Source organism: Candidatus Saccharibacteria bacterium oral taxon 955, assembly GCA_010202265.1.
GTDB lineage: Bacteria > Patescibacteriota > Saccharimonadia > Saccharimonadales > Saccharimonadaceae > Saccharimonas.
The window spans coordinates 641,494-661,737 of the sequence record CP047918.1; the positions used below are offsets into that span (position 1 = coordinate 641,494).

Consider the following 20,244-nt stretch of genomic DNA (forward strand, 5'->3'; position numbering starts at 1 on the left):
TCGACTCTCGCTTAGTCAACGCTAGCGCCACTCTATATCATTCAAGTTACTGCTCGACTAGAGTAAACAGCTGAGACTCACCAATGACAACATAGCTGTCCCCCTCAGCGCCACGACGCATAAGCTCATGAGAAATACCAAGTCGCTTCATAATGTCGCGCAAACGATTAACCGCCTCAAATTGATCAAAATTAGTACGGCGTGCAAACTTTTCTATCTTTTTGCCGGTCACTTTGAATACTCTAACTACCTCGCCGTCCTCTTTTTCAACATCATCTAACCGCTCAACCGACCAGTCGTCGGTCGACTCCCCTTCGCCCAGAGAAATCACCGGCACGTCATCGCCAGATGTTTCAACAACCTTCGCTTCACGTTGTCGATAGTCCTCAACTTCCTGACGAAGTAGTCGCAACAGCTCTTTAATATTATGGTGTGTCTGCGACGAAATCGCTACCACTTGCGCCCCACCAGTCACATTTTGCAGTGCGGTTGCCTGCATGGCAATAATCTCATCATCCAGTCCCTCACACTTGGTAAGTGCAACTATCTCTGGGCGCTTCGTCAAATCCTTACTGTATTTTTCTAGCTCACGACGAATTGCCAAATATTTCTCCGCTGGATCATCGCTATAAGCGTCAATCATATGCAGAAGCACCGCCGTCCTCTCAACATGACGCAGAAACTGGTCGCCCAAGCCCCTACCCTCCGAGGCGCCTTCGATCAAACCTGGGATATCAGCAATCAAAATTGACCCATCGTCGACGTCTGCGACACCGAGATTTGGTGTCAAAGTAGTAAATTCATAATTAGCTATCTCTGGCCTAGCATTTGATACCACACTCAAAAACGTCGATTTACCGGCGTTCGGAAAACCGATCAGCCCAACATCAGCCAGTAACTTTAGCTCTAGCTCAGCCTCAAACGACTCACCAGGCTCACCGAGTTCTGCCATACGAGGTGTTTGGCGTGTCGATGACTTGAAGTGGGCGTTACCAAAACCGCCATCGCCACCCTTGGCGACGACCACCTTCTGCTCAGGCGATACTAAATCAGCAATCACCACACCGTCACGTTTCACAACCGTTCCAACTGGCACCTTTACTACCAGGTCCTCACCGGATCGTCCAGCCATCTTGCGCTTACTTCCATTTACACCATCACTAGCTATGAGGCGTGGCTGATAGCGAAACTTTAATAGAGTATTTAGTTGCTCACTCGCCAAAAAAATAACATCACCACCACGCCCACCATCTCCACCGTCAGGGCCACCCTTGTCAACGTAAATTTCGTGTCGAAAACTAACGGCCCCATCACCGCCCTTACCAGCCTGTACCGTTACCTTTGCTATATCGATAAACATATCCAAAACTAGTGTAGCATTATTGACATATCTATGCAATTTTGTTTTAATAATACCAATCCTTCTATGTCAATCCCGACGTAGAAGTGCACCCTATTATAGACAGGAGACACCTTGAAAGAGTTCTTCGTCTGGGCGAGCTACCAGGCCAAGTACACGAACGGAGAAACAAGCATAGGAAGCATATCTACTTCCATGGAGGTTCCGCCAGGGACTAAACCCTCCGACATATTCTGCCAACTGCGCAGATCAATCATAGCGCACAATAGAGAGGCAGAAATAGTGATAACAGTCTGGGGGTACGAACCAAACGACCCAGTATGTTAACCGTCCTCGATCGGGGCGTGCGCTTGAGACCATTAGCGTCTCGCGCAACGCCCTGATCGGAGGCGGTTTTTTTAAAATACACCAAATTAAATAGCCACAAACAATGTGGCTATTTTCTAGACGATCAATCTAATTTTAGTGTATATAGCGGTACATACCAGATGTCGCCTCACCCCAAGGCACATCGCCATGACCAACGCGTGCGAAACCACCGCCAAATCGGTACCCATTCATCTCACTAATTGTTATAGACACCCCTGGATTTACTGACTCAACAATCGCCACATGTCCATATCCACCACCATTCTGCATGATTGACCCTGGCTCAGGGTTACCATCAACGCGAAGCCCCGCCGAACGAGCGCTATACGCCCAGGTACTAGCATTTCCCCAGAAACTACCAATCGGTCGACCAAGTTGTATGCGTCGCTCATAGGCATACCAGGTACAGTTACCCCACGCATACTTGTTTCCCACAGATATACTACCCTTGTATGAGCTACCGTACCCGCCAGAGTAGTTTGCATAATTCAACGTCGCCCCTCCACGCCTACCGCGAGGACCAACATAGCCAGGACGCTCAGTATCTGGTAGATTTCCACCAGGAACAATAATCTGTGAACCAGCTACTGGATTGCCTGTTAATTCTAGGTCGTTATACGCCATCACACTTTGGCGATCACTACCATATTTAGATACAATACTATCTACTGTGTCACCTTCTTTCACCTTGTAAAGCACACCGTCGACTGGCATAATCGTGAGATTACGACCCGGCTCTAGGGCGTCAGACGTCAGATTATTCGCCCACTTAAGCGTAGTCGCTGATATGCCATACTTTGCCGCCACCGAAGGCACGGTATCACCCGCAACAGTCGTGTACTGCTGAGTCGACCGACTACCGGCTGTCGGCTGGATAATTTGTGGCTTGCTGATGACGCTAGCTTCGGTCTGAGCCATCGCACTCTCAACTGCAAGCGACTGAGAGAGGTTGGCGACATTATTACTAATCGGCATGCCAGTGCTCTCGGCAAGCGAAGAAGCCAGGTTAGTGGCCATCACCTGATCGACAGATGATTGTACCGTCGGCGTATGTTGCTGTGTCTGAGGTGCCACCGAAGCATCAGCCCGAGCGGACGTATTAACTGGTGGCTGATAAGCTACCGCAACCATCGTCATAACAAGCAAAAATACCCCGAGATATGAGGCAATAGCTGTACCAGAAATAGAACCACGAGTCCGGCGAGGCTTCTTTGAAGAATACACTCTGTCGGATGAAATATCAGATTTTGACGATCGACTTAGGGCCGTATCGATTGATTGATTACGAATAATCATACTCCTGCGCCACTATTACTAGTGCGCGTCTACCTCACTCTGTCTTTCTCCTATCGCTTGATAGGACAGAAACGCACGTGTCGACCAATATCTTTTATTTAATATTAGTAAAATACGCTATTTATTTCGGCGTTCGTACGACATTTAAAGGTAGGCTCATCATCATACTTCGTTACCCACTCGCATCTTAGAGTCAACTCCATAACTCAAGTGTCCGCATAACAATGTGCTTGCATCATTATAGCAAATCGCAAGCGTTTTTGTCAATGTTTTTGTTGGCAAACTACAGAGGTGACTAAACAGCGTTGCCGCACATCACCTGGCAATGTTCACGAATGTTTTTCTGGTGTCCAGCTTCATCTTTTGCAAAGTATATCAACCCGTCGTCGCCTGCGATAAAGTACAGATAGTCAGTTTCGCTAGGGTTTGCCACTGCCTTTAGTGCCAGCTCGCCAGGTGATGCTATTGGGCCTGGTGGAAGCCCAGGATATTTCCTTGTATTATACGGCGAATCCAGATCAACCGACGGATTAACCTTCATCATGTCACCGGCATAGATAAATGTCACATCGCTACCGAGTACGATATTCTCTTTGAGTCGCTTGAGAAATACCTGTGCGATCGTACGCTGATACTCGTAGCAGCGGTTCTTCCGCTCAGCCGTCGGCTTTCCTTCGCAATTTAGCTCACGCTGCACAATTGATGCAAGCGTAATTCCCTGATACAGACTTAGGCCCTTTTGGCGATACTTATCAACTAGATCATTCTTTTGGACAACATTATACATATGAGAAAACGCCTCTTTCAGAACATCTTCGGCCGTCGCCGACTTATCAATGTAGTAAGTTTCACCAAATATATAGCCCTCAAGCGTAGCTCCAGCTGGCTTACCAGCAAAAAGTGGCATATCGTACTGCTTTTTTAGCGCCGTAGTTATATCTTGATCCGAAAAACCTGCTGATTTTAGAACGTATTTTATGTGCATTTTTTCCTGGTCGATTGTCGCACCAGCTGGCTTATAAAGTGGCTTTTCGATTGTCGCACCAGGGTAAAACATAATCGAAACGAAATCTCGACACCCTTGATTCAGCTTATTCAGTACGTCACGGGCCGACATCGATGAGCGCAGACTGCATGTGCTAGCTTTTAGGCTACCGCGCTTACCCTGAATTCGAGCATAGATATCAAAAGCTAGCGCACTCCTGATCAGCTTTCGCTTTTCTAGTTGTGACGAAATTTCCTCAAATGTAGAGCCGTCTTTTATTTCAAATCGGCTGGTTGTTGTATTGTTGACATCAACTGGCTGTAGGTTGTAGTTAAACCACAGATATGCCCCTCCTAGAGCCAAAGCCAAGGAAACAACAACAATCACCCAAACAAGCATCCGACGCCGTCTTCGACGTGGCTTGGGCTGTGGTACGTCACCTGGCGCAGTCTGCCCGCCCTCTGCCCCAGGGGCGACAGCAGGCAATTTAGTTAGCTGAGTTGACTGCTGGACAGGTTTAGTAGATGGCGCCACTTGGCCACCGGTCACAACCTGCCTAGGATAAACTGGCAGAACACCCGGTCGAGAGACGGGCTGACCAGCTCGTCGTGGCGTCGAACTACGCTTAAACCCGTCCATAAGTCTCCTCTAGATAGTCTTGTAATATCAAACTAGCCGCCAAGGCATCAATATCGCCCTTTTCGTATGGTTTCTTGCGCTTTTTTAGAATATCCTCGGCCTTTATGCTTGTTAGAGATTCGTCTTGATACTTAATCGTGGCGTCAACCGGCTGGAGCGCTTCAACAAACTGCTCTACATACGCCGTCTGCTGAGTCGGTTCACCAGACTGATTACGCGGATACCCGACCACCAGGACATCAATGTCCTCCTGAATAAGAAGCTCTCTAATCTGATCTATCTCCGTACCGTCAACCAAAATCGTATCATAAGCAATCGCAATACGAACTGAGCTATCAGCGAGAGCGACACCGATACGTCGCTCTCCCACATCGAGTGCGAGGAGCGCTTTACTTGCCATCAACCCTAAACTCTACCTGTATCTTCTTTACGTCATTTGGCGTTGACGTTACCCAAAACGGCGAAAGTTTTACGTCAACATTTTCGACACCATTGATTTGCTTGACGTGATCTTGAATCTCTCCGAAACGCTTGCCTTTTGCATACTCTTTGAGCGCCGACTCCTCAATCTTTGGCCCGATCTTGCCGTTGGTTGATATTACAGCTTTATAGCCACCCTCGGTAGGTGTAACATTAGTAAATCCCACCCCATTGATACCATTACCATACACTTTTTGGTTTGGCTTACCGTCAATCTGCTGCGCAAAATAGGCATCTAGAAACTTACCTACCTCAGACTTCTGGACAGCCACCACCGAGAAATTCACACTACCTGATAGATTACCCTTGCCGTCTGGCGCTTCAGCCCCTATCGCTGGCGACGCCTTGACCCCACTTGTATCGGTCTTAAATGAAGCATCAAGCAAAATATATCCATCGCCCAGTTGAGACGCTAGCTCTTTTTTAGCTGAGTCGACATCGGCCTGGCTCGCAAGCTCACCGCTTACCGCATCGACATCGCTCTTTTGGACTACCGTCGCAGTCTTGTCAGTTCCACCAGATGTACTACTTTTTGCCGTAGCCGAAACACAGCGCGGTAGATCAGAGCCAGTCATAGTACCAGTCGTACCATTAAACGACTCGCCATTTGCTGTGGCAGTGATACCCGCACTACCTGACCCTCCGCTACCAACTGATAGTGACACAGAGCTATCGACCGTATATGTCTTTCCGCTTGTAGACGCCAGCTGAGTGCCTGCCGAAATTGTCACACCACGCGTGAGAGAACTCAGTGAATCACAATAAAACTGCACCGTTCCAGTCGCCTTAGTGCCAACATCTTTTTTGCCTGTTGCAGTAAATGGCTTAGCTATGTCTTTTTTCGTAGTTTTAGTAACCGATTTTATGGTGCCCTCTTTTAGATTGGTCGACACCGCATCAGCTATCTTAACCTGAGTGTTTAAGGCAGCATCAGATGCGCGAGCCGAAACGATAATCTTTGCCTGTGGTGCAAATACAATTGCCCACACGAGAAATCCAATAAGAATGACGCCAGCAGCAATACCAATGAATAACTTCTTCCTAAAAGAGTCAAAGTTAGGAATCTTAGCCTTACCCCTTACCGCCGACGCAGCCGACCCCAGTGCATTTTTCGCCGCTGCAACTGGTGTATCTTTGGCGGCAGATGTCGTAGATTCACTATCTTTAACAGGCGCAGTGTCGCTAGGCTCGTCTTTTTTATCTGATAATTCAGGCAGGCTCTCTCCGTCGATAACATCATCACCGTCATCAATATCTAATGCAGGAATCTCTGCCATTTCTGGTCGACTCTGGAGATTCTTTGCGACTGGAATACCCGCACTGCCAGCAAGCGCCATCAGAGCAGCATTATTTGAAATAATCACAAGACGCTTATCGGCCTGCTCAGCTGCACGGTGAACCAACTTGAGGTTAACAGCACTCTGAATCGCCCCAATACGCTTTGGGGGAACCAGTGCGACAATCTTTTCTTTTGAGTCTTTGACCCTGCCAATTATCGCGGTGATGTCATCTTCAACATCGATGTAAATTACGTCTTTTTGCATGCGACTTCTACCCTAAATACGCAACATCCGATTTAGTTTATCTTTGAGCGAGTCCGCCTCGCTTGTCCCTATCATTGTATCATAGCCAACCCTCAGAAGGCCCATAGCGGTAATGTATGTATGGTCTGAGGCTTTCTCGGTTTTATCGACAATACCGACAACATCGCTTGGACGAATATGCTGGACTGATGGGCGCTTCGTAAACGGCAGTCCTTTGTACCACTCTCGCTTCTCAAGAGCCGTAACAAGTTGAGACAAGCTAGCGCCACCACCACAAAGTAACAATCGAGGCGGTAGATGGTCGACCGAGTCAAACTCACTCAAAGCTAACTCGACACCCGCCAGCCATACATCAAGCGTCTTGTCGACTGCAACCGCAACATCTTTTTTAACCGACGCCTTCACTTTATCGTCATCGATATTGACCTTTAGTTTCTCTGCCTGGTCATAGCTGATATCTAGTTCACTCGCTATCGTATTTGTAAAGCTCCGACCGCCGATACCAAACATCTTTGTCCCCTCGACACCACCGTCATTGACGACAGCAATATCAGTCGTACCACCTCCAACATCCGCCAAAATTGCCGTAAATGAGCTATTAGTATCGGTGCCGAGCACACTTCGGCTGACTGCAAATGGCTCCGCAGCAACAGCGACCAGCTTAAGGTCGAGCTCCTCCGAAACTCGTTCAAGGGCCCCAATATGTACCATCGGCGCAAATGCAGTATAAATCTGAACCGCAACGTCCTTACCCTGAAAACCGATCGGGTTACTTACCTTGTAGCCATCAATATGAATACTCACTAGAGCCGAGTTAACCAGCTTGACCTCAACATCCTCATTACCAGTCTCAAGGGCGATCTGTTTCTGTGCTCGATTTGCAGCACGATCTTGAACTTTTTCGATGATAAACTCCATCTCCGCCTCATCAAGGGGACGATCTGGCTGAGGGCGTCGGTAGCGAATCGTGTTCGTCACGCCCTTGACCAATTCTCCAGCAATACCAATCACACAGCGCTTCGCCTGAAGACCGGCCTCATCCTCTGCCTGGGCCAACGCCTCCTCACAATTACGCACCACACCCGCAATGTCCGCGATCGCGCCCTGATGCATATCACCCATATCCTGATGAGCACGCCCGACACCAACGATCTCAATCTGTTCACCGTTGATATGAGCAATCAATGCCTTGACATTTTCGGTTCCAATATCAAGTCCAACGATATACTCAGGCTCATTTGGTGGCGCCTTATGAAGTATCTTTTCAAAAACCATAGATATTTTTCAGTATACTACAAAATCGCTCATGCTAACAAAAACCTACCGTTCATCTATTGATTTTTATCAACTATTGTGATATAATTTATAGAATATGACACGCCCAACGCCAGAATCATCATTTGACACACGTCGCACCTCACCCAGCGAGAAGGCTCTAGAAAATACCGCGCATAAATTGTATAACACGCTTGATCGCCTAAAAGATTGGGGTGTTTCGCCAGACTCTTGCACTGTCGATACACAGCGAATTCCATTTGGACGGTTTGGTGACGGCTATCTCGCCACCTCTCTTACGGATGACAACGGCCTATTGTCGGCAATACTTAGCTTTCGTTCGCCACACGACAGCCCAGGAGATTCATTCCTCCTAACACGTGGTATTAATGATGAATACTGGCAAGGTAAAAATCGACGCCTATCTAACGAGGGTGTTCTGCGCTACCTAGACGCCAACTGGCCACAACAAGTAATCGACAATAGCGCCATTAGGCGAGCCATGGATCAAAAGAACCCTGACATTGGCGATGTATTCAAGATCATCAGCGAAAGTCTAGAGCCGTCTGCCCGCTATATACTATCAGAAAAAATATATGGCTATCGTAGCGTTTTTGTGGACGGGAATTCAGGTAGCTGTCGGGGCGTGTCCCTTTCGGTCGGTATAAAAACTGATCAGGACGGCTTCACTAGTGTTTCTGCCGATATTACACAACCTTATGTCTGCAATACGCTACCGACAGAACTGCACAGTCGTATATGCGTGGATGAGATGGGGACGCCTTCAATTTCATCGTGGTACGTCCACCCCACCAGAAACACCCCATGCCCAGTACCAGTCAAAAACACCCCAGCACTATGCGCCGAATTTGAACTTATGCTTGAACAGATGGCAGATGAGAAAATCTTTGGTCAAACAAAAGAAATCTAACGTAGTACAGCCTTGATCCGCCTAACTCCTGCCGAGCTCGCTTCTTCTTTTGTAATCACAAATCGCTTGCCACCTTCTTTTAGGACGGCAGTATGCTCAACGTGAGGACCACCGCAAACCTCAAAACTAATTCGATTATTGTCCTCACCTATCTGATAGACTTTCACCTCATCACCATAGCGCTCGCCAAATGCACCCACTGCACCCATCTCGAGCGCCTGCTCCGTCGGATACACCTTCCAACTAACTGGCAAGTCGGCGTCAATCCACTCGTTCACCTTGTCTTCAACCGCCTGCTTTTCTTCTGGGGTTAGTTTTTCGTGGTTAAAATCAAACCGTAAGCGCTCAGCAGTGATATTACTGCCATGTTGCTGGATGCTATTGTCACCCAAAACTTCACGTAGTGCAGAACCTAGCAGGTGAGTCGCCGTGTGATACTTGAGGTGAATCGCCTCAGCCCCCTCGAGACCGCCGCTAAATTGACCCTTGCGCGCGGTCTGACTGCGCTCACGTTGTTCTTTCATCTTGGCATCAAACTGCTCACGCCAATCATCCGGTAGACTAACCCCCTGCTTGTACGCCTCCTCAAGAGACAGCTCAACCGGAAAGCCATACGTATCGTAAAGCATAAATAGCTCCGCACCAGTTAAGCCGTCGGCGGCAAACTTCTGCATTTGGCGAATACCGTTTCTAAGCGTCTGACGAAAGACCTTTTCTTCCTTGGCAAGTACAGCAATTATACGCTCACGCGATTTCAAAACTTCAGGAAAATCGTTTGTATATAGATCCGCGATCACCGGTACAACCTCATCTAAAAAGTTCTGTTCAATCCCGAGGTCAAAACTATATCGAATCGCCCGGCGAAGCAAACGACGCATCACATAACCCTGCTCTTTGTTTGACGGCACACAGCCATCAACAGCGAGAAATGTTGCCGCTCGCAAATGATCAGCAATTACCCGCATACTTTCGGTATGAGATTCATAGGATTTACCGCTGAGATCTTGGAGCTTCTCGATAATCGGCCACATGAGACTTATCTTGAACACATCAGGGTCACCATTGACGGCGGCTGCAATACGCTCAAGACCCGAGCCATGGTCGATATTTGGCTTGGCGAGTGGCTCAAACTTGCCCTCGGCAACTTTTTTGTATGCCATAAAGACATTGTTACCGACTTCCATAAAGCGTCCGCAATCACAGTTGGGGTGGCAATGTTCCCCGAATTTAGGATTATGAGGAATGTCAAACTGATAGAACATTTCACTATCTGGACCACATGGATCGCCGACTGGCGTCGTTGCCTCACCGCCATTACGGCTCCACCAGTTCTTGCTCCCGTCGTAAAAGAATATTCGCTCGCCCTCTTTGATACCGCGAGTGTAGCCATCTTCTTCACTTCCGATATCCGCCATGCCATTTGACAAACCCTTGCTGGCAAACAGCCCCGCCCAGATATCTGCTGCCTCCTGGTCTTTTGGAATATTAAACTCATCGTTACCGATATAACATGTTACGTAAAGGCGTGACGCATCAAGACCGACAACATCGGTCAAAAACTCAAACATCCACGGCACCTGCTCTTGCTTGAAATAATCACCAAGACTCCAGTTGCCAAGCATCTCAAAAAACGTCGTGTGCCTGTTGTCGCCAATATCATCTATATCTTGTGCGCGTAGACAAGTCTGACTATCCGCAATCCTAAGACCGTTTGGATGCGCTTCACCCAGCAGATACGGAATCATAGGCTGCATGCCCGACCCCGTAAAGAGTGTGGTCGGATCACCGTCAAGCAGTAGCGGAGCTCGCGGGATCACAGCATGACCTCGTTCTTCATAAAATTTCAGGTACTTATTGCGGATATCTTGAGCGTTCATAAAAAGTATTATATCATAGCGACCCCTGAAAGCTTTGTTGACAAACAATCATATATAGCCTATAATTTCGCTACTATTATGAGGAAGTTAGACACATCTCCCGAAGCCTACAATCAGGGTCGTGATGCGGCAAATCAATACGACGAGTCACTACTAGAGAAACTCGCCAAGGAGAGAAATAGTATACTTGATCAAAAATCAAAGATTGGTCGTGTAGCAACAAGGTTAGCGGCTGTTTTTTATGCGGGTGACCTAGCAGTCAATCGCTGGCAAACCAAGCGCATAAAACGCTCTCATGCAGTACGGAACGCACAAGACTAATCGAGCTAAGCAATAACACCGCCACCAAGGCACTTTTTATCGCGATAGATGACGATCGACTGTCCAGCAGTAATTGCACGCTGAGGCTCAGCGAGATGAACGGTCGTTTCACCATCCACAAACTCAACTCGAGCAGCAACAAGCGGGGCGCGATGCCTCACGCGCACGAGACAATCTCCAGCGATAGGCTCACTTATCCAATGAACTGCACCTAGAGAGATATCCTTGCGCCACATCGCCTCATCGTTGAGGTTTGTGCTGACGTATACTTCGTTTTTCTGCATATCCTTGCCGACAACATAATACGGAAGCCCCCACCGAGCTCGAGACCATGACGCTGTCCGATCGTGTAAAAAATTGCCCCGTCATGCCTACCGAGTACCTGACCAGTTGTTTTGTCAATAATATCACCTGGGCGCGTCTCAATATACTCGCTCAGAAATTCGCGCATCCCGACACTGCCCACAAAACAAACCCCCATTGATTCTTTTTTTGTCGCCGTCCAAAGATTGCGCTTTTTAGCCATTTCACGCACCTCGGGTTTCGTGTATTCTCCAAGTGGAAATAATGTTTTTTTGAGCGCTTCTTCTGTAACTCGGTAGAGAAAATACGTCTGATCCTTGTCGGTGTCTTTTGCAAGCGTCAAATGCACAGAGTCGTTGGATGGATCCCGTATCACCTGAGCGTAATGCCCTGTTGCTATCATATCTGCACCATCAGCTAGCGCAGCATCGAGAAATAATTTAAATTTAACTTCTTGGTTACACATAACATCAGGATTAGGCGTTCGACCGGCTTTATATTCTTCGATCATATAGTCAACCACCTGTTGTTTGTATTCGGATTCAAAATCAAAAACCTTGAAATCAATCCCCAGCTGTACGGCAACCCGCTTGGCGTCCGCGAGATCCTCCGCCCATGGACATTTCATACCTGGCAGATCTTTACTCCAGTTCTTCATATAAACGCCAGTTACATCATAACCCTGCTCAACCAAAAGCGCTGCGGTAAGGGAGCTGTCAACTCCACCGCTCATACCGACATATACACGCGTCATGTTCGATCAACTCCGCCCGTTGATAAAACGAGGGAGCTAGCGAGTTCTGGAATCGCCAATGCCCAACCTGATGGCGTCAACCACCACCACGAGCTCCATTGTTTGTCGGTAGCAACTGGGTGGCTGCGTACCTTGGCTCCAGTTGAACGACGGGCAAACTCTAGAGTAGCCCGCCTTTCGTGGTACGCACTCGTCACTAAAATAGCCGAGGTGATACCATTTTGTTTGAATATATTTGTCGTTTTCTCAGCATTTTCCGTCGTCGTTTCGCTAAGCTCCTCGACGATAATTGCATTTGGATCAATACCGGCGTCAATCGCCTGCTGTTTCATAACCGCTGCATTACTTGGCCCGCTTTTATCGGCTGCTGCCCCAGAAAAGATTAAATGCTCTCCCCAGCCCGCCTGAAAAAGCTTAATCGCCTCAGCGGCACGAGCCTTGGTATCACCACCACTAATCGCAACTACCGCCCCCGCACGCTCACAGCCCGCCTTTGACGACGGTGACGCGCCACATTGCGCAAGATCATCAGGCCCCAAAAATGAGCCGATCATCCACGAGAGTAGCAAAAAGATAGCCGCGACAATTAAAAATGCTTTGAAAATCTTCATCGACTCGTCCTTTCGATCTCGCTCATGATAACTTCTATTAGTATATCAGCTGCACGAGTAATATTCGACTCATCACTTAACCTACCGAGAGTGATACGGAGGCTGCCGTCTGCGGTCTGGTCGTCTAGACCGATAGCCGTCAACACATGGCTACGCGTACCCTTATTCGCAGCACAGGCGCTACCAGTCGCAACCAGCACACCACGCGACTCTAGAGCAAACACAAGACGTTCTGCATCAATACCTGGAAATGAAATATGAAGATGTCCAGAAAGACGCTTCTTACGATTGCCCGACACCACGGCATCGGGGAACGCTGTCATCAAACGAGCTTCCAGCTTGTCGCGAAGCCCTTCTAGACGCTTAGCCTCACTGTTACGGTGCGTGCTAACGAGCTCAAATGCCGTCGCAAATCCAATAGTACCTGCGACATTTTCGGTACCACTTCTGATGGCTCGCTCCTGACCGCCACCTCTAATCATCGGACGAAGTGTCACTTCACGATCGGCCCACAACAAGCCAACCTGTTTTGGACCATACATTTTTCCAGCATTGACTGTCATCGCATCGACACCCAGACGAGCGACATTGAGATCAAGCTGCCCAGCACCCTGCGAGGCATCTGTGTGAAACCATATGGGCGTTTTTTCGCCAGCCTCAAACCGTCGTTGGCGCTCACGTTTCACCACCTCAGCAATAGCACGAAGTGGCTGGATCGTACCTAGTTCATTGTTGGCAAGGTGAATCGTAACTAGCTCAGTGTCTGGTCTGATAGCCTGTTCCACTGCGTCTGGTGATACGGTGCCCTTTTCTCCCGCCTCCACTAACGTATGATCGTGCGCTTCAACCGCTCGTAGGACTGCGTGGTGTTCAATATTACTGGTAACAACATGACCCGAAATAGCACTGACCATCAGATTGATAGATTCAGTCGCGCCCGCCGTAATCACAATTTCATCAGCTTTTGCGCCAATACACTGCGCTAAACGATGCTTGGCGTATTCATAGGCACGACGCACCTCAACGGCGGGCGCGTACGGACTAGATGGATTATAAAAAAACTCTCGCATATACGGAGTCATCGCAGCAATCACCCGCTCATCCATAGGTGTAGCCGCAGCATGATCAAGATAAATAAGATCTGAAGTCTTCACTAGATTATTGTATCAATTTCTCACCAGTTTCAGGATCGCGATGGTAAACTTCGCGGGCAACCTGCTCGTAGTATACTCGAACCGCAACACTAAAGTTTTGCAACTCTTCGCCATCAAGATAGCTATATCGTGCGCCTTCTTGGACCTTCAAAACGCCATGTTCGTTAATCTCATAACGAATCGTACTGGTTTGAAGTTTTCTTGACTCATCAAGCCACTCTTCGTGCCATATCCACGTTTGCTCATCTAGACAGAAAAACTCTCGGCGACGCCCATGCTCAATAGGGCCAAATATTTTTGACCCCACTTCACTTTCGAGCGTCAACAATTCTCGTTCAGTTAAAGTTTTTAGAGGACGCTTACGCCCAGGAAGGCGCAAATCAAACCCTAAATCGTCGCCAACTAGGAGTTTAATAGCTTTTTTTAGTACAGATCCCACTCAAATGCCCTCCTCTATTGAACCTGAAGAATTGCAGCTTCTCGATAACCTACTACACGAGCCCCAACCTCTCGTAAGCTGCGGGGGTCCGTCGGATCAAGCTCTACAGCACCATTGGCTACATCAAGTACCTTAGCGCCAATTGACTCGATACGCCCCTGGTCGTACAGTTCGGTGTCAGGATTTACTTGGTGCTTATCGCTAGCTACTGAGATTGCCTCAAATTGAGCGCGCTCGAGATCAGTCATAGGAGATTCGTAAGTATCAGAAACTACCGACTCGGCAGTCTGAGAAATGTGTTCAGCGGCAGTTGGTGATGTATTCATCGTTATATCCCAAAAACTTTCTCCGCGTTGTCTGTAGTAATGCGTATAACTTCATCGGGCGAGACATTTTTTAGCATCGCCTGATGCTCCGCGACTCTACCCACATACGCTGGTATGTTCACTTTACCACGAAAAGGCTTTGGAGTCAAGAACGGCGCATCGGTTTCTAGTAAAACATACTTGAGAGGAACTTTTGCGTACATTTCTTGTTGCAGGGGGTCTTTTGTAAACGTACTGATGCCGTTTATCCCAATGTAAAAACCTCGGCGAATTCCTTCTTCGAGATTTTTTTGCGTATCAGTGAAACTGTGTAGTACGCCCCGTACTCCAGGAGAATCATCTAGAATCGGCCAAAAATCATCAAAAGCCTCTCGAACATGAAAACTAACCGGCAGATCAAACTCTCTAGCAAGCGCTAACTGTTCGCGAAATGCCTCACATTGACGAGTACGCGGACTGTTGTCATAATAGTAATCAAGACCAATCTCACCAACACCGACGATATCTTTTCGGCGTTTTTCGATTAGCTGACGTATGTCACTAACATCATTATCCTTGGTGTCATGCGGGTGTATCCCCACTACTGCATAGCAACCTTCGTGACTAACAGCAAACTCTACCGCCTCACGCGAACTTCGGACGTCAGTCCCAACGCATATCATGCGAACGCCGGCATCACGCGACACTCGATAAACTTCCTCTCTATTATCAGGATAAAACTCCGAGTCGTGAATATGGCAGTGAGAATCAATCAAATCCATATGCACACCTAAGAAGTTTTTGGCGCACGTGGGTCTTGCGTGTGTATATAGCGCTTCGGAAATAACGGAGTAAGCGTCTCTGGAACGACGCCACTAGCAAATATCTGACGAATAGACTCGGTGGTCGTCGGCATAAACGGTGTCAGCAGATCCGCGACCTGCAGCAACACACCAGAAGCATAACCGAGTACCTCTGCCAAGTGAGATTCGGCTTCTGTGTCCTTCCCGAGTTTTTTTGCAATCTCCCATGGTTTAACATTTTCTAGATATTGATTTAGTGCGCGAACAGTCACCCAAACTTCATCAAGTGCGCGATTAAACTCGAGTGAACGCATCGCCTCACGATATGGACCCATGTCATGCTCGGACTGAGGGGCGTCACCAATCACCCCTGACTGATAACGCTTAACCATCGACGCAACCCTCTGAACCAAGTTTCCAAGATCATTGCCTAGCTCGTTGTTATAAACATTTTCAAATTTTTCCCAGGTGAAGTCACCATCTTCCTGGGTCGGAACATGACGGCTGAAATAATACCTAAAAGCATCGGATCCATACTGCTCTATCACCTCCATAGGACCGACTCCATTACCGAGGCTTTTGCTCATTTTTGCACCACCAACCGTTACAAATCCGTGGACAAGTAGTGATTTCGGTAGCGGTAGCCCGAGACCAAGCAGCATTGCTGGCCAAATACCAGCGTGAAACCGCAAGATGTCCTTACCAACAACCTGTACGTCTGCTGGCCAAAAATCACGCCACTCCTCTCGGTCTGGATACCCAACCACCGTAAGGTAGTTTGAGAGCGCGTCAATCCAAACATACATGACCTGACTATCATCGCCCGGCACGCTCACACCCCAGGACAGGTTTTTGCGAGGACGTGAAATTGAAACGTCTTTCAGTCCGTCCTTGATGAGTTCTAGAAACTCACGCTTACGAAACTCCGGCGTGATACGAAGCTTGTTGTTCTCGATCGCCTCTTTGACCTCTGTCGAGAAATGGCTTGCCTTGAAATAATAGTTTTCCTCACTAAGTCTTTCGTAGGACTTTTGATGGTCAGGGCAGGTGCCGTTATTTTCCGCCGCTTCTTTATCGGTTACAAAGTTTTCGCAACCCGTACAATACCAGCCTTCATAATTACTCTTGTAAATAAGGCCAGCCTTGTCAAGCTGTTGCCAAATATACTGCACTGCCCCAACATGATGACCGTCGGTCGTACGGATAAAATCAGTACACTCTACGCCAAGCGCACTAATCAACGTCTTGAAGTTGCCGTGCATCTGATCGACATACTCTTTAGGCGACAAGCCAGCTTCAGCGGCCTTAGCAGCTATCTTGTTGCCGTGTTCATCAACTCCAGTCTGAAACCGTACATCGCGACCATTCTGTTTTTGATAGCGTGTCCATATATCCGCCAACGTATAATCGAGCGCATGGCCAATGTGCGGTACGCCGTTGACATAAGGAATTGCAGTAGTGATATAAAGATTTTTTCCCATTTACTATCAGTATATCAGAGGTAACAAATAAGTGATATACTTAGAGACATGAGGAAAAGCAAAAGCGGATTCACTCTTATCGAGCTATTAGTTGTTGTAGTAGTAATTGGGATTCTCGCTGGCATCACCCTAATTGCCTACAACGGCACCCAAGCTCGCTCCAGAGATGCGCGTCGCAAAACTGATGTAGCCAATATTATAAAAGCAATGGAATTATACTATAGCGACAACGGACAATATCCAGTTCCAACCGGAGCGACTGGGTCGTCAATTGATAGCAACTGGTATGTCAGTAGCGACAATAGCTGGACTATGTTAAATGGCCTATTGGCAGGAGCAGAGGCGATTGACTCACTGCCGTCTGACCCGCAAAATACCGGAAATCCGACATCAAGCGGAGACCACGCCTACGGTGTTTACGTCAGTAAAGGCGGCACCTGTGGGGCTGGCCCTGGTCAAATGTATATTATAGTCTGGCGATACGAGACTCTACAAAAAGAACAATCTTCAGCAGGTAACTGTAACACCAATCCTATTGGGGACAGTTACTTCAGCGGTGGAGCAAGCTATTATCGCAATAGTCGTGTCTAACGTAGGACGGCTAACACCGCGAAACGCTCCCGCGTATCTCCGTGTCGATGCGAGAAATATTCCGGATGCGTCGCTGTATCAATAGGTGACACAAAAATATTCTCTGGTAAAACGCCAGCTCGCTCGGCGCTAGCCCGATTGAACCCAGCCATATCAATATATATTCCGTCAGGTCGATAGTCGACATATTGCTTCCATATTGGATCGTCAGCATAATCAAAATATTCAAGCCGGTCGCTGGCACTCTTTATGCTTGGTGCCATCCAGATAATAATATCCTGCGGATTACTACCCTGCTCGATAAACCATGTGATTACTTTTGTCATAAGACCCGCGACAGTTGAATGTCGACCAAGATGGACGAGAGCAAGACGTTTATAAACCGGATCATAGACAACGGTTCCTATGCAATCAGCAAGACACAGCATAAGCCCTACTCCACGCTGGCTAGTCACTAGAGCGTCCGCGTGAATCCCGCTAACATACTGGCTAGTGTCGCTTTCGTCAACTTCCACAATTCGATCAAACGACTGATCATTGTCATATATAACCTGTTGATACACAACTGATTTGTAGTTTACTTGTTGCAAGTCACAAAATGCTTTGCGATTTACTACGACCGATGGGTGGTGCGCTTCATTAGCGCGGTCAAGCATCATCCCGTCCGACCGCGACGACACTCGCACAAGTAATTCGCCTGGGAAGCAGGTTGGCTGATCACCAATTATCACGCTGCTCCTCGCATAAGTCGTATCCAGTCATCAATCGACAGGTCTTCGGCCCGCAAGTCAGGGTCAATTCCTGCCTGACGAAGTAGTTTTTCAGCATCCGATTTTGAAATAGCCAGTCCAGCTGACATTGAACTTCTGAGTTTTTTACGCTTATTCGCAAAACCCGCCTTGACGACACGAAAAAAAGCTTTTTGGTCTCTCTCCAAAACCAACGGTTTATCACGCATCTCAAGCACTACAACCTGGGAATCAACTTTTGGTACTGGCGTAAAAAACTGACGCGGGATCTCGATACCAAGATGTGTTTTTGCAAAAATTTGAGCACTTATAGCAAGAATACTCATACCGCCAGGACGCGCTACAATACGCTCAGCGACCTCTTTCTGTACCAAAATCACAATTACTGATGGCCTGTTTGATGCAGTCATTAATTTTTCGATAATTTTGCTGGTGATATAGTAGGGCACATTTGCAACGACTTTATAGCCTGTCGGTAGCCGTTCTAGATCATACGAAAGAATATCTTCGTTGATAACTGTTAGATTTTTTCCTGGAAACTGAGCCGGCAACTTAACCGCCCGCTCACTATCAAGCTCAACTGCAACCACATTGCCAGCGCGACGCAACAATTCGCTCGTCAGAGTGCCGAGACCAGGGCCGATCTCGAGCACTGTATCGCCAGCTGACAGATCGGCCTCATCAACGATTGCTTCTAGCATACCGCGATCACGAAGCCAGTTCTGACCAAGCTCTTTTTTATTCTTTAATGCCATCGTCTACCACCAGCGGTGACTTACCCAAAAATCGTAGGCATCTCGCCAGCTCCCATAACGAGATTTATATCGATCAAAGAGACGAATCTGACAAATTGGATCACTCTCCCAGTTAGGACATGCGCCAGATATACTCTTTAGGTTCGTTTGTCCTAGTCCATAATATCCGTTTGAGCTTGCTGCATTTGGTCGCCAACCAGATTCCTTTGAGAAAATAAAGTTCACATATCCATAATCACTTGGTGAAATTCCAGCCGCCGCCATCCAGTCCTCATGCGAACCAGCGGGTAACGAAACTTTTGTACCGACCACCTCTACCTGCTCGACAGGCCGTTTCGTGACATTACTGTTAATCTCCTTGCGCGAAACCTCAACACCATTTTGCACATTTATTTCGTATGTAACGGTACGCTGTCCGTTTTCGCCCTTTGTTTGAATATTTTTGTAGCCCTTATCGCGATCAGCGTCCTTGATCTGCTTAATAGTATGCGCTACTGGTTCTTCGACTGTCACGGTCTGTACACCCTCACGCCATAGACGCACCGTCATGCCAGGAGTAATTGGTGTTTCAACCGCAGGAGAAACGCCATCAGAAGCGCTCATATTGATCTTTTTCTCTCTCAACATATCTCCAACCGTTGATGCTAAGGTGTAGTTAGTTTCGGTTTTGCCATAAAAATTAAATATGAGCTCTGTCGCACGCTTAATTGTCATGACCTCTGCAGCGCCATCAGCAATTGGATCTTTTGACGGCGCAAGGCTGACCTTGTCGGCATCCCGAAGTGCAATTTTTGCATGTGCGGCAATCTGCTTTCCTGTCCTATAGGACGTAACTATCTTTGTTTCGGTAGCACCATCGCGTACCAGAACTGGACGCGCTCGATAAATGTTTATCTGATACGAGGTTGCGACAAATTTTTCATCAAGTCCTGGCTCTGTGCGATCATTTTCGTCGAGCCGAATACCTTGTTCTTTTAGAGCCTCGCGAATTGTCGATTTTTTAGTAATAAAACCCTTGTCAGTGCCGTCATCGTGAAGCGTAATAATCCTCTCGTTTGAAGCTGGTGCGGACTCTTCCGCCCGTACGTGACGGTTCATCACAAAAATAACCCCAAGCAATACCAGAACTGCAAGTGCTGAAATAAAGATTCGATAGTGGTGGCGTGGTGGTGTGATAACTTTATCCATACCTATCGTTACTCCCACTCGAGTACGTACCTCC

The 20,244-nt window shown here is 47.8% G+C and carries 19 protein-coding genes and 1 pseudogene; 3 read left to right on the top strand and 17 right to left on the bottom strand.

The annotated features are described in order from the left end of the window. Positions 1 to 46: 46 nt before the first annotated feature. The 6 genes from obgE to GWK75_03470 all read right to left on the bottom strand — a co-directional run bounded on the left by obgE (position 47) and on the right by GWK75_03470 (position 7,948). Entirely contained in the window at positions 47 to 1,360 is a 1,314-nt protein-coding gene (obgE, locus tag GWK75_03445; GenBank protein ID QHU91481.1) for a GTPase ObgE, read from the bottom strand. Between the two features lie 462 nt (positions 1,361 to 1,822). Next, positions 1,823 to 3,025, bottom strand: a complete 1,203-nt coding sequence (locus GWK75_03450) for a LysM peptidoglycan-binding domain-containing protein (GenBank protein ID QHU91482.1) — start codon at positions 3,023 to 3,025, stop codon at positions 1,823 to 1,825. Between the two features lie 295 nt (positions 3,026 to 3,320). Beyond that, the gene (mltG, locus tag GWK75_03455) at positions 3,321 to 4,649 is read right to left on the bottom strand and encodes an endolytic transglycosylase MltG (GenBank protein QHU91483.1); all 1,329 of its coding nucleotides are present in this window, start codon (positions 4,647 to 4,649) and stop codon (positions 3,321 to 3,323) included. Next, on the bottom strand, positions 4,636 to 5,049 hold the full coding sequence (gene ruvX / locus GWK75_03460; GenBank protein QHU91484.1) for a Holliday junction resolvase RuvX: 414 nt from the start codon (positions 5,047 to 5,049) through the stop codon (positions 4,636 to 4,638). Before ruvX ends, mltG begins: the two co-directional genes overlap by 14 nt. Beyond that, positions 5,039 to 6,673 carry a hypothetical protein gene (locus tag GWK75_03465; GenBank protein QHU91485.1) on the bottom strand — a complete coding sequence of 545 codons (1,635 nt, stop codon included), beginning with the start codon at positions 6,671 to 6,673 and terminating at the stop codon, positions 5,039 to 5,041. The genes ruvX and GWK75_03465 overlap by 11 nt, the downstream gene beginning before the upstream one ends. A 12-nt stretch (positions 6,674 to 6,685) precedes the next feature. Beyond that, positions 6,686 to 7,948: a pilus assembly protein PilM gene (locus GWK75_03470; GenBank protein QHU91486.1), complete on the bottom strand. Its 1,263-nt coding sequence runs from the start codon at positions 7,946 to 7,948 to the stop codon at positions 6,686 to 6,688. A 97-nt stretch (positions 7,949 to 8,045) separates the two neighbouring features. On the opposite strand from GWK75_03470, the gene GWK75_03475 reads away from it, so the two are divergent. Next, the gene (locus GWK75_03475) at positions 8,046 to 8,879 is read left to right on the top strand and encodes a hypothetical protein (GenBank protein QHU91487.1); all 834 of its coding nucleotides are present in this window, start codon (positions 8,046 to 8,048) and stop codon (positions 8,877 to 8,879) included. On the opposite strand, the gene GWK75_03480 is transcribed toward GWK75_03475, so the two are convergent. Continuing rightward, positions 8,876 to 10,756 (bottom strand): alanine--tRNA ligase, encoded by a 1,881-nt coding sequence (locus GWK75_03480; protein ID QHU91488.1) that lies wholly within the window; start codon positions 10,754 to 10,756, stop codon positions 8,876 to 8,878. The genes GWK75_03475 and GWK75_03480 overlap by 4 nt on opposite strands. Before the next feature lie 78 nt (positions 10,757 to 10,834). Between GWK75_03480 and GWK75_03485 the strand changes: the two genes are divergently transcribed. Further along, positions 10,835 to 11,077: a hypothetical protein gene (locus GWK75_03485; protein ID QHU91489.1), complete on the top strand. Its 243-nt coding sequence runs from the start codon at positions 10,835 to 10,837 to the stop codon at positions 11,075 to 11,077. A 5-nt stretch (positions 11,078 to 11,082) separates the two neighbouring features. Here GWK75_03485 and mnmA read toward each other — a convergent pair. The 7 genes and pseudogenes from mnmA to GWK75_03520 form a co-directional block, all read right to left on the bottom strand. Next, positions 11,083 to 12,134 (bottom strand): annotated as a pseudogene (mnmA, locus tag GWK75_03490) (tRNA 2-thiouridine(34) synthase MnmA). Next, the gene (locus GWK75_03495; GenBank protein QHU91490.1) at positions 12,131 to 12,745 is read right to left on the bottom strand and encodes a YdcF family protein; all 615 of its coding nucleotides are present in this window, start codon (positions 12,743 to 12,745) and stop codon (positions 12,131 to 12,133) included. Before GWK75_03495 ends, mnmA begins: the two are co-directional and overlap by 4 nt. Continuing rightward, positions 12,742 to 13,851 carry an aminotransferase class V-fold PLP-dependent enzyme gene (locus GWK75_03500; GenBank protein QHU91718.1) on the bottom strand — a complete coding sequence of 370 codons (1,110 nt, stop codon included), beginning with the start codon at positions 13,849 to 13,851 and terminating at the stop codon, positions 12,742 to 12,744. The genes GWK75_03495 and GWK75_03500 overlap by 4 nt, the downstream gene beginning before the upstream one ends. Before the next feature lie 52 nt (positions 13,852 to 13,903). Then, entirely contained in the window at positions 13,904 to 14,338 is a 435-nt protein-coding gene (locus GWK75_03505) for a hypothetical protein (GenBank protein ID QHU91491.1), read from the bottom strand. A gap of 14 nt (positions 14,339 to 14,352) precedes the next feature. Further along, on the bottom strand, positions 14,353 to 14,664 hold the full coding sequence (locus tag GWK75_03510; GenBank protein ID QHU91492.1) for a hypothetical protein: 312 nt from the start codon (positions 14,662 to 14,664) through the stop codon (positions 14,353 to 14,355). A 2-nt stretch (positions 14,665 to 14,666) separates the two neighbouring features. Continuing rightward, positions 14,667 to 15,425, bottom strand: coding sequence for a YchF/TatD family DNA exonuclease (locus GWK75_03515; protein QHU91493.1), 759 nt, complete (start codon positions 15,423 to 15,425; stop codon positions 14,667 to 14,669). A gap of 8 nt (positions 15,426 to 15,433) precedes the next feature. Further along, positions 15,434 to 16,927: a methionine--tRNA ligase gene (locus tag GWK75_03520; GenBank protein ID QHU91494.1), complete on the bottom strand. Its 1,494-nt coding sequence runs from the start codon at positions 16,925 to 16,927 to the stop codon at positions 15,434 to 15,436. A 48-nt stretch (positions 16,928 to 16,975) separates the two neighbouring features. Between GWK75_03520 and GWK75_03525 the strand changes: the two genes are divergently transcribed. Next, positions 16,976 to 17,518 (top strand): prepilin-type N-terminal cleavage/methylation domain-containing protein, encoded by a 543-nt coding sequence (locus GWK75_03525; GenBank protein ID QHU91495.1) that lies wholly within the window; start codon positions 16,976 to 16,978, stop codon positions 17,516 to 17,518. Here GWK75_03525 and GWK75_03530 read toward each other — a convergent pair. From GWK75_03530 to GWK75_03540, 3 genes are read right to left on the bottom strand one after another with little or no spacing between them, the layout of a single operon-like run. Then, positions 17,515 to 18,249, bottom strand: a complete 735-nt coding sequence (locus tag GWK75_03530) for a hypothetical protein (GenBank protein QHU91496.1) — start codon at positions 18,247 to 18,249, stop codon at positions 17,515 to 17,517. The genes GWK75_03525 and GWK75_03530 overlap by 4 nt on opposite strands. After that, complete coding sequence (rsmA, locus tag GWK75_03535; GenBank protein QHU91497.1) at positions 18,246 to 19,022, bottom strand: ribosomal RNA small subunit methyltransferase A; 777 nt, start codon at positions 19,020 to 19,022, stop codon at positions 18,246 to 18,248. The genes GWK75_03530 and rsmA overlap by 4 nt, the downstream gene beginning before the upstream one ends. A 3-nt stretch (positions 19,023 to 19,025) precedes the next feature. Beyond that, positions 19,026 to 20,210 carry a DUF348 domain-containing protein gene (locus GWK75_03540; GenBank protein ID QHU91498.1) on the bottom strand — a complete coding sequence of 395 codons (1,185 nt, stop codon included), beginning with the start codon at positions 20,208 to 20,210 and terminating at the stop codon, positions 19,026 to 19,028. Positions 20,211 to 20,244: the final 34 nt, after the last annotated feature.